Annotated in this window: 17 protein-coding genes; 6 read left to right on the top strand and 11 right to left on the bottom strand. The window is 69.8% G+C overall.

What is annotated here, in order from left to right:
* Nucleotides 1-39: 39 nt before the first annotated feature.
* The 6 genes from carB to pyrR are packed head-to-tail and all read right to left on the bottom strand — an operon-like array spanning nucleotide 40 to nucleotide 7889.
* Nucleotides 40-3369: a carbamoyl-phosphate synthase large subunit gene (gene carB / locus ACYVLQ_RS08125; RefSeq protein ID WP_460696775.1), complete on the bottom strand. Its 3330-nt coding sequence runs from the start codon at nucleotides 3367-3369 to the stop codon at nucleotides 40-42.
* Nucleotides 3369-4466: a glutamine-hydrolyzing carbamoyl-phosphate synthase small subunit gene (gene carA / locus ACYVLQ_RS08120; protein ID WP_460697005.1), complete on the bottom strand. Its 1098-nt coding sequence runs from the start codon at nucleotides 4464-4466 to the stop codon at nucleotides 3369-3371. The genes carB and carA overlap by 1 nt, the downstream gene beginning before the upstream one ends.
* A gap of 11 nt (nucleotides 4467-4477) precedes the next feature.
* On the bottom strand, nucleotides 4478-4987 hold the full coding sequence (locus ACYVLQ_RS08115; RefSeq protein ID WP_460696774.1) for a PH-like domain-containing protein: 510 nt from the start codon (nucleotides 4985-4987) through the stop codon (nucleotides 4478-4480).
* Nucleotides 4988-6289, bottom strand: coding sequence for a dihydroorotase (locus ACYVLQ_RS08110; RefSeq protein WP_460696773.1), 1302 nt, complete (start codon nucleotides 6287-6289; stop codon nucleotides 4988-4990).
* Nucleotides 6286-7251 carry an aspartate carbamoyltransferase catalytic subunit gene (locus ACYVLQ_RS08105; protein ID WP_460696772.1) on the bottom strand — a complete coding sequence of 322 codons (966 nt, stop codon included), beginning with the start codon at nucleotides 7249-7251 and terminating at the stop codon, nucleotides 6286-6288. The genes ACYVLQ_RS08110 and ACYVLQ_RS08105 overlap by 4 nt, the downstream gene beginning before the upstream one ends.
* The gene (pyrR, locus tag ACYVLQ_RS08100) at nucleotides 7248-7889 is read right to left on the bottom strand and encodes a bifunctional pyr operon transcriptional regulator/uracil phosphoribosyltransferase PyrR (protein ID WP_460696771.1); all 642 of its coding nucleotides are present in this window, start codon (nucleotides 7887-7889) and stop codon (nucleotides 7248-7250) included. Before pyrR ends, ACYVLQ_RS08105 begins: the two co-directional genes overlap by 4 nt.
* Nucleotides 7890-8130: 241 nt before the next feature.
* Between pyrR and ACYVLQ_RS08095 the strand changes: the two genes are divergently transcribed.
* The 3 genes from ACYVLQ_RS08095 to ACYVLQ_RS08085 all read left to right on the top strand — a co-directional run bounded on the left by ACYVLQ_RS08095 (nucleotide 8131) and on the right by ACYVLQ_RS08085 (nucleotide 10500).
* Nucleotides 8131-9045, top strand: a complete 915-nt coding sequence (locus ACYVLQ_RS08095) for an alpha/beta fold hydrolase (protein ID WP_460696770.1) — start codon at nucleotides 8131-8133, stop codon at nucleotides 9043-9045.
* A 32-nt stretch (nucleotides 9046-9077) separates the two neighbouring features.
* Nucleotides 9078-9704: an alpha-ketoglutarate-dependent dioxygenase AlkB gene (locus tag ACYVLQ_RS08090; protein WP_460696769.1), complete on the top strand. Its 627-nt coding sequence runs from the start codon at nucleotides 9078-9080 to the stop codon at nucleotides 9702-9704.
* An 82-nt stretch (nucleotides 9705-9786) separates the two neighbouring features.
* On the top strand, nucleotides 9787-10500 hold the full coding sequence (locus ACYVLQ_RS08085) for an HD domain-containing protein (protein WP_460696768.1): 714 nt from the start codon (nucleotides 9787-9789) through the stop codon (nucleotides 10498-10500).
* A gap of 230 nt (nucleotides 10501-10730) precedes the next feature.
* On the opposite strand, the gene ACYVLQ_RS08080 is transcribed toward ACYVLQ_RS08085, so the two are convergent.
* Entirely contained in the window at nucleotides 10731-11288 is a 558-nt protein-coding gene (locus tag ACYVLQ_RS08080; RefSeq protein WP_460696767.1) for a DUF4334 domain-containing protein, read from the bottom strand.
* Nucleotides 11289-11424: 136 nt separating this feature from the next.
* On the opposite strand from ACYVLQ_RS08080, the gene ACYVLQ_RS08075 reads away from it, so the two are divergent.
* From ACYVLQ_RS08075 to ACYVLQ_RS08065, 3 genes are all read left to right on the top strand, one after another.
* A complete protein-coding gene (locus ACYVLQ_RS08075; RefSeq protein WP_460696766.1) occupies nucleotides 11425-11874 on the top strand; it encodes an SgcJ/EcaC family oxidoreductase in 450 nt (149 codons plus the stop codon).
* A 94-nt stretch (nucleotides 11875-11968) separates the two neighbouring features.
* Nucleotides 11969-13108, top strand: a complete 1140-nt coding sequence (locus tag ACYVLQ_RS08070; protein WP_460696765.1) for a serpin family protein — start codon at nucleotides 11969-11971, stop codon at nucleotides 13106-13108.
* Nucleotides 13109-13155: 47 nt separating this feature from the next.
* Nucleotides 13156-13338: a nuclear transport factor 2 family protein gene (locus ACYVLQ_RS08065; protein ID WP_460696764.1), complete on the top strand. Its 183-nt coding sequence runs from the start codon at nucleotides 13156-13158 to the stop codon at nucleotides 13336-13338.
* Between the two features lie 196 nt (nucleotides 13339-13534).
* On the opposite strand, the gene ACYVLQ_RS08060 is transcribed toward ACYVLQ_RS08065, so the two are convergent.
* From ACYVLQ_RS08060 to ACYVLQ_RS08045, 4 genes are read right to left on the bottom strand one after another with little or no spacing between them, the layout of a single operon-like run.
* A complete protein-coding gene (locus tag ACYVLQ_RS08060; RefSeq protein WP_460696763.1) occupies nucleotides 13535-13792 on the bottom strand; it encodes a YciI family protein in 258 nt (85 codons plus the stop codon).
* Complete coding sequence (nusB, locus tag ACYVLQ_RS08055) at nucleotides 13792-14298, bottom strand: transcription antitermination factor NusB (RefSeq protein WP_460696762.1); 507 nt, start codon at nucleotides 14296-14298, stop codon at nucleotides 13792-13794. Before nusB ends, ACYVLQ_RS08060 begins: the two co-directional genes overlap by 1 nt.
* 10 nt (nucleotides 14299-14308) lie before the next feature.
* Nucleotides 14309-14872 (bottom strand): elongation factor P, encoded by a 564-nt coding sequence (gene efp / locus ACYVLQ_RS08050; protein ID WP_068018782.1) that lies wholly within the window; start codon nucleotides 14870-14872, stop codon nucleotides 14309-14311.
* A 48-nt stretch (nucleotides 14873-14920) separates the two neighbouring features.
* A complete protein-coding gene (locus ACYVLQ_RS08045; RefSeq protein WP_460696761.1) occupies nucleotides 14921-16042 on the bottom strand; it encodes a M24 family metallopeptidase in 1122 nt (373 codons plus the stop codon).
* Nucleotides 16043-16236: the final 194 nt, after the last annotated feature.

The following is a 16236-nucleotide window of genomic DNA, read 5'->3' as shown; positions in this document are numbered from 1 at the left end:
CAAACCCGATGGTTCCCACCGCTGTCTCCTGTCAGCTTGTCAGCCTCGCAGTACGGCGTGCAGCTCCTGCAGCGAGCGCACCCCGATTCCGCCGTTGATCGTTGCCTCGATGCCCTGCACGGCCGCGGCCGCGCCCTGCACCGTCGTAATACACGGAATATTGGCCCCCACTGCGGCGGTGCGGATCTCGTAGCCATCCACCCGCGGTCCCGAGTTGCCGTAGGGAGTATTGAACACGATGTCGATCTCGCCATCCTTGATCTGGTCGACAATCGACGGTCCGGGCGGCGCCGCGTCGCCGCCCGGGACCGGCTGCGGGTCCGAGTGCTTGCGCACCGTCTCGCACGGAATCCCGTTGCGGCGCAGCATTTCCGACGTGCCCTCGGTGGCCACGATGCGGAACCCCAGATCGTGCAGCCGCTTGACCGGGAACACCATCGCCCGCTTGTCCCGGTTGGCGATGGAGACGAAAACCGTGCCCTCGGTGGGCAGCGATCCGTAGGCGGCGGTCTGACTCTTGGCGAAGGCCGTGCCGAAATCGGCGTCGATGCCCATCACCTCGCCGGTGGACTTCATCTCCGGCGACAGCAGCGAGTCGATACCGGCGCCGTCGGGGCGGCGGAAGCGGTGGAACTGCAGCACCGCCTCCTTGACCGCGACCGGCGCGTCCAGCGGCGCGTGACCGCCGTCGCCCTCGGCGGGCAGCATGCCCTCCTTGCGGAGCTCGGCGATGGTGGCGCCCAGCATGATTCGCGCCGCCGCTTTGGCCAGCGGCACCGCCGTGGCCTTGGAGACGAACGGAACCGTCCGGCTGGCACGGGGATTGGCCTCGAGCACGTAGAGCACGTCGTCCTTCAGCGCGTACTGCACGTTCAGCAGCCCGCGCACGCCGATGCCCTTGGCCAGCGCCGCCGTGGACCGGCGCACCGCCTCGATATCGCTGCGGCCCAGGGTGATCGGCGGCAGCGCGCACGCCGAGTCGCCGGAGTGGATACCGGCCTCCTCGATATGCTCCATCACGCCGCCCAGATAGACCTCGTCGCCGTCGCACAGCGCGTCGACGTCGATCTCGATGGCGTCCTCGAGGAAGCGGTCGACCAGCACCGGGTGCTCGGGGCTCAGCTCGGTGGCCCGAGAGATGTAGCCCTCCAGGGACTGCTCGTCGTAGACGATCTCCATGCCGCGCCCGCCGAGCACGTACGACGGCCGCACCAGCACCGGATAGCCGATATCGGCGGCGATCTTCTCGGCCTGCTCGAAGGTGGTGGCGGTGCCGTACTTCGGCGCCGGGAGCCCGGCCGCGAGCAGCACGTCCCCGAATTCGCCGCGGTCCTCGGCCAGGTCGATGGCCGCCGCGGAGGTGCCCACGACCGGGACGCCCGCCTCGGTCAGCCGCTGCGCCAGGCCCAGCGGCGTCTGCCCGCCGAGCTGCACGATCACGCCAGCGACCGTGCCGGACTCGCGCTCGGCGCGGTACACCTCGAGCACGTCCTCGAAGGTGAGCGGCTCGAAGTAGAGCCGGTCGGCGGTGTCGTAGTCGGTGGAGACGGTCTCCGGGTTGCAGTTGACCATCACCGTCTCGTACCCGGCGGACGACAGCGTCTGCGCCGCGTGCACACACGAGTAGTCGAATTCGATGCCCTGACCGATGCGGTTCGGGCCCGAGCCGAGGATGATCACCTTCGCGCGCTCGCGCTGCGGCGCCACCTCCGACTCCGCGCCCGGGTCGAGTTCGTAGCTCGAGTAGTGGTACGGCGTCTTGGCCTCGAACTCGGCCGCGCAGGTGTCGACGGTCTTGTACACCGGGCGGATGCCGAGCCGGTGGCGCAGCTCGCGCACGCCGTTCTCGCCCGCCAGTTCCGGTCGCAGCGCGGCGATCTGGCGATCGGACAGCCCGTAGTGCTTCGACCGGCGCAGCAGCGACTCGTCCAGCACCGGAGCGTCGAGGACCTCGGTGCGCAGCTCGACCAGCCCGGCGACCTCGGCGACGAACCACGGGTCGATGCCCGAGGCGGCGGCGACGTCCTCGATGCTCGCGCCCAGTCGCAGCGCCCGCTCCACCTGGTAGATGCGCCCCTCGGTGGGGACGCGCAGGTCGTCGAGAATCGCGGGGACATCGGTCCATTCGCCGTCCGGCCCGGTCCAGAAGCCGGTGGCCTTGGTCTCCAGTGAGCGCAGCACCTTGCCCAGGGCCTCGGCGAAGTTGCGGCCCAGGCTCATCGCCTCGCCGACCGACTTCATGGTGGTGGTCAGCGTCGGGTCGGCGCCGGGGAACTTCTCGAACGCGAACCGCGGCGCCTTGACGACCACGTAGTCGAGCGTGGGCTCGAAGCAGGCCGGGGTCTCCTTGGTGATGTCGTTGACGATCTCGTCGAGGGTGTAGCCGATGGCCAGCTTGGCGGCGATCTTGGCGATCGGGAAACCGGTCGCCTTGGAGGCCAATGCGGACGAGCGCGAGACGCGCGGGTTCATCTCGATCACGATCAGGCGGCCGTCGGCCGGATTCACCGCGAACTGGATATTGCAGCCACCGGTGTCGACGCCGACCTCGCGCAGGATGGCGATGCCGAGATCGCGCATCTTCTGATATTCGCGGTCGGTGAGAGTCATTGCGGGAGCGACGGTTACGGAATCGCCGGTGTGCACGCCCATCGGGTCGACGTTCTCGATCGAGCACACGACGACCACGTTGTCGCGGCCGTCGCGCATCAGCTCGAGCTCGAATTCCTTCCAGCCCAGGATGGATTCCTCGATGAGCACGTTGGCAGTCGGCGACGCCGCGAGGCCGCCGCCCGCGATCCGGTCGAGATCGTTGTCGTTGTAGGCCATTCCGGAGCCCAGCCCGCCCATGGTGAAGGAGGGTCGCACGACGACCGGGAAGCCCAGCTCCGCGACGGTTTCGCGCACCTCCTCCATCGTATAGCAGACCTTGGAACGGGCCGACTCGCCACCGACCTTCGCGACGATGTCCTTGAACTTCTGCCGGTCCTCACCGCGCTGGATGGCCTCGAAATCGGCGCCGATCAGCTCGACCCCGTACTTCTCCAGCACCCCGCGCTCGTGCAGCGCGACGGCGGTGTTCAGCGCGGTCTGGCCGCCCAGCGTCGCGAGAATCGCGTCCGGGCGCTCCTTGTCGATGACCTTCTCGACGAATTCCGCCGTGATGGGCTCCACATAGGTGGAATCGGCGAACTCCGGGTCGGTCATGATCGTGGCCGGATTGGAGTTCACCAGCGAGACCCGCAGGCCCTCCGACCGCAGCACCCGGCACGCCTGGGTGCCGGAGTAGTCGAACTCGCAGGCCTGGCCGATCACGATCGGTCCCGAGCCGATCACCAGGATGTGGCGCAGATCCTCGCGGCGTGGCATCAGGCTCCTTCCATGAGACCGGCGAAACGGTCGAAGAGATAGGCGGCGTCATGGGGCCCGGCGGCCGCCTCCGGGTGGTACTGCACCGAGAACGCGCGGCCGTCGACCAGGTGCACACCCTCGACCGTGCCGTCGTTGGCGCAGGTGTGGCTGACCTCCGCGGCGCCGAACGGGGTGTCGAAGCGCTGCCCGGCCTCGCCCTCGAGCGCGAAGCCGTGGTTCTGCGCGGTGATGGAGATCTGCCCGGTGGCGTGGTCGACGACCGGCACGTTGATGCCGCGGTGGCCGAACTTCATCTTGTAGGTCTTCAAACCCAGTGCGCGGCCGAGAATCTGGTTGCCGAAGCAGATCCCGAACAGCGGAAGTCCTTCGCCCAGAACGGCTTTCGTGAGATCGACGGCGTCGTCCTGAGTGGCCGGGTCGCCCGGGCCGTTGGACAGGAACACCCCGTCGGGGTTCAGCTCCCTGATCCGGTCGAGCGTGACGCTCGAGGGCACCACGTGCACCCGCATGCCGCGCTCGGCGAACATCCGCGGGGTGTTGGTCTTGATGCCGAGATCGACCGCCACCACGGTGAATCGGCGCTCGCCGGTCGGCTCGATGGTGTAGACGTCGTCCGTGCTGACCTCACCGGCCAGGTCGGCGCCGAGCATCGACGGCTGGCCGTTCACCCGGGCCAGCAGTTCGTCGGCGGGCGCGGCGGCGAGGTCGCCGGAGAAGATGCCCGCCTTCATCGACCCGCGCGTGCGCAGATGGCGAACCAGCGCGCGGGTGTCGATGCCCGCGATGCCGACCACGTGCTGGCGCTCCAGTTCCTCCTGCAGCGTGGTGGTGGCGCGCCAGTTCGAGGCCCGGCGCGCCGGATCGCGCACCGCGTACCCGGCCACCCAGATCTTCTGCGACTCGTCGTCCTCGTCGTTCCAGCCGGTGTTGCCGATCTGCGGGGCCGTGGCCACCACGATCTGCCGGTGGTAGCTCGGATCGGTCAGCGTCTCCTGGTATCCGGTCATCGCGGTGCAGAACACCGCCTCGCCCAGCGTCTCGCCCACCGCGCCGTACGGCGCGCCGCGGAACATCCGGCCGTCCTCCAGCACCATCACCGCGTCGTTCACGTCTTGTCGTCTCCCGTCATCGTGCCGGTCGCGCCCTTCGTCCAGGCCGGATACACCGTCTTGTCGTCACCGCGGAACCCGGTATCCACCTCGGTCCCGGTCGGCAACGTCCAGCGAATCACCAGCACACCGTCTTCCGTCATCACCTTGCCCGCATGACCACGCTCGGTGCGCACCGCCGAGATCGCCTCCTGCGGAATCCAGATCGCGGCCGCCCCGCCGCGCTCGAGCAGGATGCCGCGCTCGAAGCGGGTCAGCTCCGCCGTGGCCCGGAAACCCAGGTCGCCCACCGTGATCCGCTGGATCCAGCTCGGCGCCAGGGTGCTGCCCAGGTACATCCCCGTGGTCGGCTCCAGCAGTTGCGCGCCGAGTTCGGCGGGCACCGGCGGCAGTTCGCCGATCGAGGACGCCTGCCGCAGCGCCCGCTTCTGCCACGCCCGGTACATGAGCCACAGGCACAGCGCGAACAGCGCCAGGAATGCGACCACCCACAGCGTTCGCTCCATCTAACGTCTCTCTTTCCCCACCGCTTTGCCGTCGCGGGCGGTGACCCGACCGCGCAGGAACGTCGCCGTCACCCGCGCGGGCAGGGTCATCGCCTCGAACGGCGTGTTGTCGGAAATGCTCGCGAGCTCCTTCGCCCGCACCGTCCACGAGGTGTCCGGCTCGACCAGCACCAGATTGGCCGGTTCGCCGACCGCGAGCGGACGGCCCTGATCGTCGAGTCCCGCGATCCGCGCGGGGTTCTCGCTCATCACGCGGGCGACGCCGCGCCAGTCCAGCAGTCCGGGCTCGACCATCGTCCGCACGATGATCGACAGCGCGGTCTCCAGGCCCAGCATGCCGGGGCGCGCCGCGGCGAATTCGCAGCACTTGTCCTGTTCGGCGTGCGGCGCGTGATCGGTTGCCACGCAGTCGATCACGCCGTCGGCCAGCGCCCGGCGCAGCGCCCGCGCGTCGGAGGCCTCGCGCAGCGGCGGGTTCACCCGGTTCACCGCGTCGTAGGTCTCGAGCCGCGAGTCGTCGAGCAGCAGATGATGCGGCGTGACCTCGGCGGTGATCGAGATCCCTTGCCCCTTGGCCCATTTCACGAGTTCCACGGTGCCCGCGGTGGAGGCATGGCAGATGTGCACGCGCGCCCCCGCGTCGCGGGCCAACAGCGCGTCGCGGGCCACGATCGACTCCTCCGCGGCGCGCGGCCATCCGGCCAGGCCCAGCCGTGCGGCCGTCGGTCCCTCGTGCGCCACGGCGCCGCCGGTCAGGCGGGGCTCCTCCGCGTGCTGGGCGATCAGCACGCCCAGCGAGTTCGCGTACTCCAGCGCGCGGCGCATGATCAGCGGGTCGTAGACGCAGTGCCCGTCGTCGGAGAACAGCCGCACCCCGGCCTCGCCCGCGGCCATGGTGCCCATCTCCGCCAGTTGCTTGCCCGCCAGCCCGACCGTGACCGCGCCCACCGGGTGCACGTCGACCAGGCCGACCTCCTGCCCGCGCCGCCACACGTGATCGGTGACCACGGCGGTGTCGGCGACCGGGCTGGTGTTCGCCATCGCGAACACCGCCGTGAATCCGCCCAATGCCGCCGCGGCGGAGCCGGATTCGATGGTCTCGGTGTCCTCGCGGCCGGGTTCGCGCAGGTGCGTGTGCAGGTCCACGAAGCCCGGCAGCAGGATCTGCCCGGTGCCGTCGACGGTCTCGGTGTCGACGATGCCCAGATCGGTCCCGATCTGGCGGATCTCGCCGTCGTCGAGCAGCACGTCGACCGGATCGCCCTCGCCGTAGAGGCGGACATTCTTGATCAGCACCCTCATGCCACCGCCTCCCCGGTTCCGATCAGCAGGCGGAACAGCACCGCCATGCGCATATGCACTCCATTGGTCACCTGCTGCAGCACAGCGGTTTTCGGAGAATCGGCCACCGATGCCGCGATCTCCATCCCGCGCAGCATCGGCCCCGGATGCAGCACCACCGCGTGGTCATCGAGCAGCGCCAGGCGCCGCTCGTTCAGCCCGTAGCTGATCGAGTACTCGCGCGCCGAGGGAAAGAAGCCGCCGTTCATGCGCTCGGCCTGGACCCGCAGCATCATCACCGCGTCCGCGCCGGGCAGCTCGGCGTCCAGCGCGTGCGACACCCGCACCGGCCACTGGTCGACGCCGACCGGCAGCAGCGTGCGCGGGGCGACCAGCACCACCTCGGCGCCGAGGATGCTCAGCAGGAAGGCATTCGAGCGGGCGACCCGGCTGTGCAGGATGTCGCCGACGATCACCACGCGCTTGCCGTCCAGCTCACCGAGCCGCTGCCGCAGCGTGAGCGCATCCAGCAGCGCCTGGGTCGGGTGCTCGTGAGTACCGTCGCCGGCGTTGATCACCGCCGGGCCCGGACCCGCGAAACCGCCCGCGCCGGCGTCGATCTCGCCGAACCAGCGGGCGATCTGATGCGCCGCGCCGGAGGCCGGATGCCGCACGATCAGCGCGTCCGCGCCCGCGGCGTGCAGGGTGAGCGCGGTGTCGCGCAGCGACTCCCCCTTCGACACCGACGAACTCGACGCGCTGACGTTGATCACGTCCGCGCTCATCCACTTGCCCGCCACCTCGAACGACACCCGGGTGCGGGTGGAGTTCTCGAAGAACACCGTCATCACCGTGCGGCCCCGCAGCGTCGGCAGCTTGCGCACCTCGCGCCCGAGCAGCGCCTGCTCGAAACGCTGTGCGTCGTTCAGCAGTTCGTCCGCGCCCGCACGATCCAGATCGGTCACCGACAGCAGATGTTTCACGCGTCGGCCTCCCCTTGATGCAGGTAGACGCCGTCGCGGCCGTCGTGTTCGGTCAAGAGCACGGAGATGTCCTCGCTGCGGGAAGTGGGCACGTTCTTTCCCACGTAGTCGGCACGGATGGGTAGTTCGCGGTGGCCTCGGTCGATCAGCACCGCCAGCTGCACCGCGCGGGGGCGGCCCAGATCGCGCAGGCCGTCCAGCGCCGACCGCACGCTGCGGCCGGAGAACAGCACGTCGTCGACCAGCACCACCAGGGCATCCTCGACACCGCCCTCGGGCACCGAGGTCCGCTCCAGCGGGCGGTGCGGGCGGTTGCGCAGATCGTCGCGATACAGCGTGATGTCCAGCGAGCCCAGGGCGGGCCGCACGCCGGAGAACTCCTCGATCCGCTCGGCGAGCCGGGCGGCGAGTGACGTTCCGCGCGTGGGGATTCCGATCAGCACGACCCGGGGGGCATCGGGATCGGCGGAATCGAGGGCGGTCTTCTCGATGATCTGGTGCGCCATGCGCGCGATGGTGCGGGCGACATCCTGCGCCGACAGCAACTCGCGCCCGGCCCGCACGAATTCGGGATCGTGGCGCTGCGAACTGCCGCCGTCGGGCCTGACGCGGCCGCCGCGGTCTTCGGGCACAGCCATGCCGACCTCCTTCCCCGCCTCGCCGGACGGTCCGTTAAAGGATGTCTTTCGAGCAGTGAGCCTAGCAGCGCTCCCGCAAACACCCGGCATCGGGGGTGCGCCTGTGAGCGCCGCCACCTGCGCGGATGTCCGAGCATCAGGCGATCGGTCCGACCGGGCGGCCGAGGTGTGGCGACGCCGGAGCACGGGCGATCGTTCATACGGCGTATACCAGAAATAGAACCTGTGTCATGCTCATGTCGTGAGCAACGAAGCCGATTTCACCGAACCGCGTCGCCTCACCTTCCGCGGATACGGCGGGATCCAGCTCGCCGGAGAGAGCTGGGGACCCGATGACGGTCCACTGGCGGTATTCCTGCACGGCGGCGGCCAGACCCGCCATTCCTGGAAGGACTCCGGCGCGGCGCTGGCCAAGGTCGGACTGCGGGCCGTGCTGCTCGACGCGCGCGGGCACGGCGAGAGCGACTGGGCGCCCGACGGCGACTACACCCGCGAGGCGATGACCGCCGACCTGCTCGGCATCCTCGCCGAGCTGGGCAGGCCCGCGATCCTCGTCGGCGCCAGCATGGGCGGACTGACCAGCCTGCTCGCGACCGCCCGGCCTGGCAGCGAGCTGATCGCGGGCGTGGTCCTGGTGGATGTGGTGCCGCGCCCGGAGCACAAGGGCGTCGAGCGGGTGCTGAAGTTCCTGGGCGGCCACCCGGAGGGCTTCGCCACCCTCGACGAAGCCGCCGACGCGGTGGCCGAGTACCTGCCGCATCGCAAGCGCCCGCGCACCACCGAGGGATTGCGCCGCAACCTGCGGCAGCGGGCGGACGGCCGCTGGTACTGGCATTGGGATCCGGCGATGATGTCCGGGCGCGGGGAGGACATAGAACTGCACAGCGCGGTCCTCGAGGATGCCGCCCGGCGGCTCACCATGCCCGTCCTGCTGGTGCGGGGACGGCTGTCGGACGTGGTGAGCGAACAGGGCGTCGCCGACTTCCGGCGCCTGGTCCCGCACCTCGAGTACGTCGAGATCGGCGGGGCGGCGCACACTGCCGCGAGCGATGTCAACGACGAATTCTCCGACGCCGTGGTCGATTTCGTGCGCGCCCACCAGCCTGCCGCCGGTCAGCCCGGACACACGGGATCGCCACGTCCGAAATACGCTTGAACATATGTTCGATAGAACGTAGATTCGAACTCATGTCGACACCGCTGCAGGGTTCGCTGCTGGACGGGTTCGGGGAGCTGGCGCTCGAGCCGCTGGACGGGATACGGCGCACGGCCCTCGGCGACGGCGCTTGGGTGGATGTGCTGCCGGGCTGGCTGTCCGGGGCGGATCTGCTGTTCGAACGGCTCGCCGCGCAGGTCCCGTGGCGGGCGGACCGGCGGCAGATGTACGACCGGGTGGTGGACGTGCCGCGGCTGCTGCGCTTCTACGACGAGCGGGAGATGCTGCCGGATCCGGTGCTGGACGAGGCGCGCGAGGCGTTGAGCGCACACTACCGCGGCGAGCTCGGCGAGCCGTTCCGCACGGCGGGCCTGTGCTACTACCGCGACGGGAACGACAGCGTCGCCTGGCACGGCGACACCTCCGGCCGCGGCGCGACACACGACACCATGGTCGCGATCGTATCGGTCGGCGCGCCCCGCCCGCTGCTGCTGCGCCCGCGCGGCGGCGGCGCGAACCTCCGCTACCCGCTCGGCCACGGCGACCTGATCGTCATGGGCGGTTCCTGCCAGCGCACCTGGGAGCACGCGGTCCCGAAGACGCGCCGGCCGGTCGGCCCGCGGATCAGCATCCAGTTCCGGCCCCGGGGCGTGCGATAGCCACGCACTGTTCAGGCCCCGGCCGCCGGACCGCAAGCGAACCATAAGCGTTCTCGTTGTACCGGCCGGTTAAATTGGCTTCATGAGTACAGTTGGGGCGGGAATCCTCTCGGTGATGCCGCTGCACACGATCTCCGACGTGCACGGGGAACACGGGTTGCGGCGGCGCCTCGAGCTGGAGACGGAGAAGCTGCCGGAGCCGGAAAGGGTCGGGGCCGCCTTGGAGCTCGCCTCCGACCTGCACCGCGAGGACCGATACGGGCGGGAACCGTACGTCAATCACCTGCTGCGCGTGGCGATCCGCATCGTCAGCCACTACGAGGTCCGCGATACCGACGTGGTGATGGCGGGCCTGCTGCACGACGCGGTGGAGGACCACGCCCCCGAACTGGCCGGTGCGCGAACGGGCCCGGCCACCGACGAAGCGCTGACGGAGATGGCCGCGCGGTTCGGCGACCGGGTCGCGACGCTGGTCGCCGCCGTCACCAACCCCCCGCCGGATCCGGCGCTGGACCGGCACGCCCAGTACCGCGAGCACGTCTCCACCAGCCTCGACCGCGATCCGTGGGCGCGCGTGGTGAAGATCTCCGACTTCACCGACAACGGCGTGGGCATCCTGTACGCGACCGGTCCGGTCATGCACAAACTGGCCACCAAGTACCGCCCGCTCACCGACGTCTACCGCGACCTGGTGACCCGCACCGACACCCCCCTGGCCGACCACGTGAAGGACCATATCCTCGACCAGCTCGACCGGGCCGACGAACGGTTCGAGGCGATTCTCGACCGCGGCTGACGACGCGAGTCGAGAGTGGTGTGGCTAGGGACGGCGGGCTAGGTTCAGGAATTCGCCGTGCTTCTCCAGCACGGTCACCTCGACACACGACCGAGCCAGCAACAGCCCCGGACGATTCCCGCCGGTGACGAGACAGGTCCGTTCGCTCCGTCGGACAATCCTCCGCGATGCGTCGGAAATACCGTCGCCTCGATATCAGGCCGCAATCCAGGTCCGATGTGCCGATCCGCTCAGGCGCGGGTGCGGCGCAGGATGAAGAAGTAGGGGTCGGCCATGCCGCGCAGGTCCATCACGCCGAGCAGGGTCTCGTCGTCGACCAGGCGGAAGATGTCGATGATCGGCAGGTGGTCGTAAACCATTGCGGCGCTGACCTTTCCCCGGAATTCCAGATTGCGCAGCCGGGCCCGCGGCGTCCGCGTCCGCAGCAGGGGGCGCAGCGCGGGCAGTAACCGGCGCGCCAACCGCACGCCCGCGCGCGGGACCCGGCCCGCGAGCGCCAACGGCACGCGGCGCGGGTCCACCGGGAACACCGCCTCGTCCGGCCCCGCGAACAGCAGCGGCTGCACGCTGTCGGGATCGTCGAACTGCTTTCCGTACCAACCGGACTCGACCAGCACACCGGCCCACGGGTGCCCGGTGTCCAGTTCGTCGCCGTGCCAGCGGCCGGTGGTGATCTCGTCGACACGCACGGCGGGCAGGCCGTCGAACAGTTCCCAGGCCTGCCGCGGCGTGCAGCCCTCCTGCCGGAGTGCGCGCAATCGGGCCGCGGGCGTGTCGATGCCGGTCATAACGTCCTCCTCGACGATGAGAGCAGTTGACTCATTGGCCCTCACATTATCTCAGCACCTGCGAGCGGGCGAGTGACCGAGGCCACGGACCCGGGGACTAGACCTGAAGCTTCATTCAGGTAGCAGCATGAACGGCATGAACGCCGCACCCGCCGAGGCCCCCACCGTCGACGACACCGCCACCGACCACACCGACGACGCCGTCGCGATCCGGCAACTCGTCGCGGACGTCGAGGCGGGCTACAACACCAACGACGCCGAGCTCATGATCTCGGGTTTCACGGGCAACGCCACCGTGGTCAACGCGGTCGGAATGCTGCTCACCGGACGGGACGACCTGCTCACCAGCAGCCGGGCCGGGCTGGCCGGATTCCTGAAGGACGAGTACGTCCGCTACGACGTCACCGGCATCACCTTCCTGCGCCCGGATGTGGCGATCGCGCACAAGGTCGCGCGGGCCACCACCGCCGACGGCGAGCTGATCGATACCGATCCCGCGATGATCGCCCTCTACGTCCTGGTCGAGCAGGACGGTCGCTGGTGGGCCGAGGCCCGCCAGAACACCCCGATCCCCCGGACTGCCTGAGGTCCGGGAGCGCCCCCGCCGGCCCACGTACACCCGCGGCGGGGGCGCACTCACCTTCACGGCCGCACCTGCGCGGCGGCGCTAGGCTGGCGGTGTGCAGACCAGTCTCCTGCCGCACGTGGCCGCCGCCAACGATCTGACGGGGCGGTGGTGCGCGGTCGCGGGCACCGGCGATTTCGTGCTGTCGGGATGCGGCGTATGGCCGCTGCTCGGGGTGCTGACGACCGCCGCCGACGAACCGGCACGCTCGGAACTGGCTGCGGCCGTGGGGCTTTCCGCCGACGACGCACAGACCGCCGCGCTGCGGCTGCTGTCCGAGCTGGCCGGGGCGGAGACCGTCGCGGGCGCGCTGGGCGTCTGGGTCCGCGAAGACATCGTGCTGCGCGATCAATGGGCGCGGTCGCTGCCGGACGGGGTCGTGGAGAAGATCACCGGGCAGGCGGCGCTCGACGCCTGGGCCGACCGGCACACCGCGGGCCTGCTCGAGCGGTTTCCACTCGCGATCACCGGCGACACGCTGCTCGTACTCGCCACCGCGATAGTCGCGCGCACCGCGTGGCTGCAGCCCTTCCACGACGATGTGCTGGAACCGGCGGCCGGGCCGTGGCGCGGGCATCGCGGCCCGGGGCTGTCCCGCGATTCGCAGCACCTGCGGGACGCGGCGATCCTGTCCGGAGCGGAGCCCGTCACGCGGGTGGTGGTGCGCGGGACCGGCGATCTCGACGTGCACCTGCTGCTCGGCGACGGCTCGCCGGGCGAAGTGCTCGCCACCGGACTCGGTGCGCTGGACGGTTCGGTCGAGGCGTATACCGACCTGCCGATCGGGACCGAGGGGCCGGGCCTGGCCGTGCGCGAGACCCGTGCCGTCGCCGATACGCTGCGAATCCAACTGCCGCCGTTCGCGATCCGGTCGTCGCACGACCTGTGCGAACATCCGGATCTGTTCGGTCTGCGCACCGCCACCGACGCCCGGCAGGGCCGCTTCCCCGCGATCTCAGCGACACCGCTCTCCGTCGACAGCGCCGCCCAGGACGCGCTGGCCCGATTCACTCGCGACGGGTTCGAGGCGGCCGCCGTCACCGCGATAGCGCTCGTACGCGCCGCCGCCGCGTTCCGTCCGCGCCCCGCCGTCGAGATCGCGGCGACGTTCGACCGCCCGTTCGGATTCCTCGCCGTGCACCGCCCGACCGGCCTGGTGATCGTCGCGGGCTGGGTCGCCCGGCCGCCGGCGTAGTTCGGACGAACCACCCCGTGCCGGTGCCGATCGATCTACCGTCAGGCATGACAGAGTCGAACGCCGAATTACTCGCGCAGGCCTTCGCGGGCTTCCGCACCGGTGATCCGACGGCACTCGGCGCGCTTCTGCACCCGGATTGTGAACTGGTGGTACCGGATTCGATCCCCTACGCCGCATCCTTCCGCGGTGCCGAGCAGGTGCGCGATCGGTTCACGCGGCAGCTGTGACGCTGGTTCGATGAATTCTCCTCGACGCCTACGGGTTTCATCGATGCGGGAGCCAGATCGTGGTGCCCGTGCGGGTCGTCGCCCGCGCCGAGAACGGCACCGCGGTCGAGGTGGACAACGTCTGGATCTATGAGTTCGCCGATTCGAAAGCCGGTGCGTGGCCCGGTCGAGGGTGTGGTGCCGGACTGAGCGGCCCTCAGCCCGTGATCTCCCATTCGTACACAGTGACCTCCGAGGCGCCCGTGGTGTGGATCGGGTCGGTGTGGACCAGATCCCGTGCGGCGCCCAGGCTTTCGGCGAGGATCACATACGCCCCGCCGGTGTCGTCGGTGAATCGGCCCGTGCAGTCCAGCTGCCCTCGGGAGCGGACATCGGTCAGCCAGTCGCGGTGTGGTTCGATGACGGCGTCGTCCCAGTGCGGGGTGCGCAGGGCCAGGACCAGATACTTGCGCATCAGGCCTCGCCGTCGGGGCGCGGCGCGCGAGTGGCCGCGGCGGCGGCGCGGACCTGCGGCGCCACCTGCACCACCTGGCCGAGCACGCCGTTGACGAAGCTCGGCGAATCGTCGGTGGACAGCTCCTTGGCCAGCTCCACGGCCTCGTCGACGGCCACCACCGGCGGCACCTCGGCCGCGTGGAACAGCTCCCACACGGCCACCCGCAGGATGGCGCGGTCCACGGCCGGGAGCCGCTCCAGCGTCCAATCCTGCAGGTAGGACTCGATGCTGCCGTCGACCCGGTCGAGGTCGTCCGCGACGCCCTCGACCAGGGTGCGGGTGTAGGGGTTCACCGGCGCCACCGCCTCGTCCCCGGTCAGCTGCTCGCGCTCGGCGAGCAGGTCGGCCGGGTCGATATCGCGGGCCTCGGCCTCGAACAGCAGGTCCACCGCGCGGCGGCGGGCCTTGTGCCGGGCACCCAGTTTCTTGTACGAGGAGCGCTTTCCCTCGGGCTGATCGGCCACAGTCACCAGATTAGGCGTTGACGCGGCCGAGGTAGCCGCCGTCACGCGTATCGATCTTCAGCTTGTCGCCGGTGTTGATGAACAGCGGCACCTGCACCTCGGCGCCGGTCTCCATCGTCGCGGGCTTGGTGCCCGCGCTGGAACGGTCGCCCTGCAGGCCCGGCTCGGTGTTCTGGACGACGAGTTCGACGGTGACGGGCAGCTCCACGTACAGCACCTCGCCCTCGTGCACGGCAACCTGCACGAGCATGTTCTCCAGCAGGAATTTCGCGCTCTTGCCGAGGATCTGCTCGCCGATGTGGATCTGGTCGAAGGTGTCGCTGTCCATGAAGATGTAGTCCGACCCGTCGTGGTACAGGTAGGTCATATCGCGCCGGTCCACGGTGGCGACCTCGACCTTGACCCCCGCGTTCCAGGTCTTGTCGACGACCTTGCCGGAGACGACGTTCTTCAGCTTCGTTCGCACGAACGCCGGCCCCTTGCCCGGCTTGACGTGCTGGAATTCGACAATCTGCTGGAGATTGCCGTCGACCTTCAGCACGAGGCCGTTCTTGAAGTCGCTGGTGTCCGCCACTGTCCTCGGGTCTCCTTGTTTCGTTCGAACGCAGTCGGCCGACCGTGATCAGTCGACCACGGTCAGGTCCTTGGTGGTCAGGGTGAGCAGTTCGGGACCCCCCTCGCGAACCACGAGCGTATCCTCGATCCGGACACCGCCGCGGCCGGGGAAGTACACACCTGGCTCGACGGTCACCGTCATGCCATCGAGCAGTGTACCCGTGCCCGTTTTGGCGATTCCGGGTGCTTCGTGGATCTGTAGGCCGACGCCGTGCCCCAGCCCGTGCACGAAAAGCTCGCCGTGGCCCGCGGCCTCGATCACCGAACGGGCCGCGGCGTCGACCTCCGCGCATCCCGCACCCGGCTTCAACGCCTCTCCTCCCGCCCGCTGTGCGGCGTGGACCAACTCGTACACCTCGCGCTGCCAGTCGGCGGGCTCCCCCAGCACCAGCGTGCGGGTCATGTCCGAGTGGTAGCCGCCCACTACCGCGCCGAAATCGAACTTCACGAAATCGCCCGCCGCCAGCACCGCGTCGGCCGGACGGTGGTGCGGCACGGCCGAATTCGGGCCCGCCGCGACGATCGTCTCGAAGGCGACGGCGGCGGCGCCGTGCTCGAACATCAGCCATTCGAGCTCGCGCGCGACCTGCCGCTCGGTGCGGCCCGGGCGCAGCGCGCCCCGCTCGAGCAGCGACCCCAGCGCGGAATCGGCCGCCGCGCAGGCCGCCCGCAGCTGCTCGATCTCGTAGTCGTCCTTGACCATACGCAGCTGTTCGACCAGGCCGCGGGTCGGCACCAGCTGCAGGCCGCTGCCCTGCTCGACGAAGCCGCGATGCTGGTCGACGGTCACGATATGGCTCTCGAAGCCGACCCGGCCGGTCTGCCACTCCCCGGCCAGTTCGATGATGCGGCGCGCGCTGGCACGGGCGATCTCGGCGCGCAGATCCGGCACCTGCTCGCCGACCTGGGTGGCATAGCGGCCGTCGGTGCAGATCACGGTGCGGTCCTCGGCACCGTCCCAGGAGAAGACCAGCAGCACCGCGTTGGAGCCGGTGAAACCCGTCAGGTACCGGATATTGATCAGATCGGTCACCAGCAGGGCGTCGACGCCGTTCTCCACCAACAGGTTCCGCAACGCCGCCCGGCGGGCCGCGTGGTCGGGGCGTCGCGCGCCGTGATCAGCAGACATGAACCCAACGCTACCGCTGCCGCGCCGCGACATCGCCACAACACCCGCACGCGGCCCGATCGCGGCGGCCGCGCGGCACCTGCGCGAACGCCTGCGGCAGCGCCGAAGTTGGCCACGGGTTGTTCACATGTGTTGGAGTTGTCCACATTTCGCGATCGGCGGCCCCACGAGCCCGCGATCCGGGCAACGATAGG

The organism is Nocardia thraciensis (assembly GCF_054782435.1).
The sequence above is the reverse complement of the archived record's forward strand: the minus strand, read 5'-3'. Positions and strand labels throughout refer to the sequence as shown.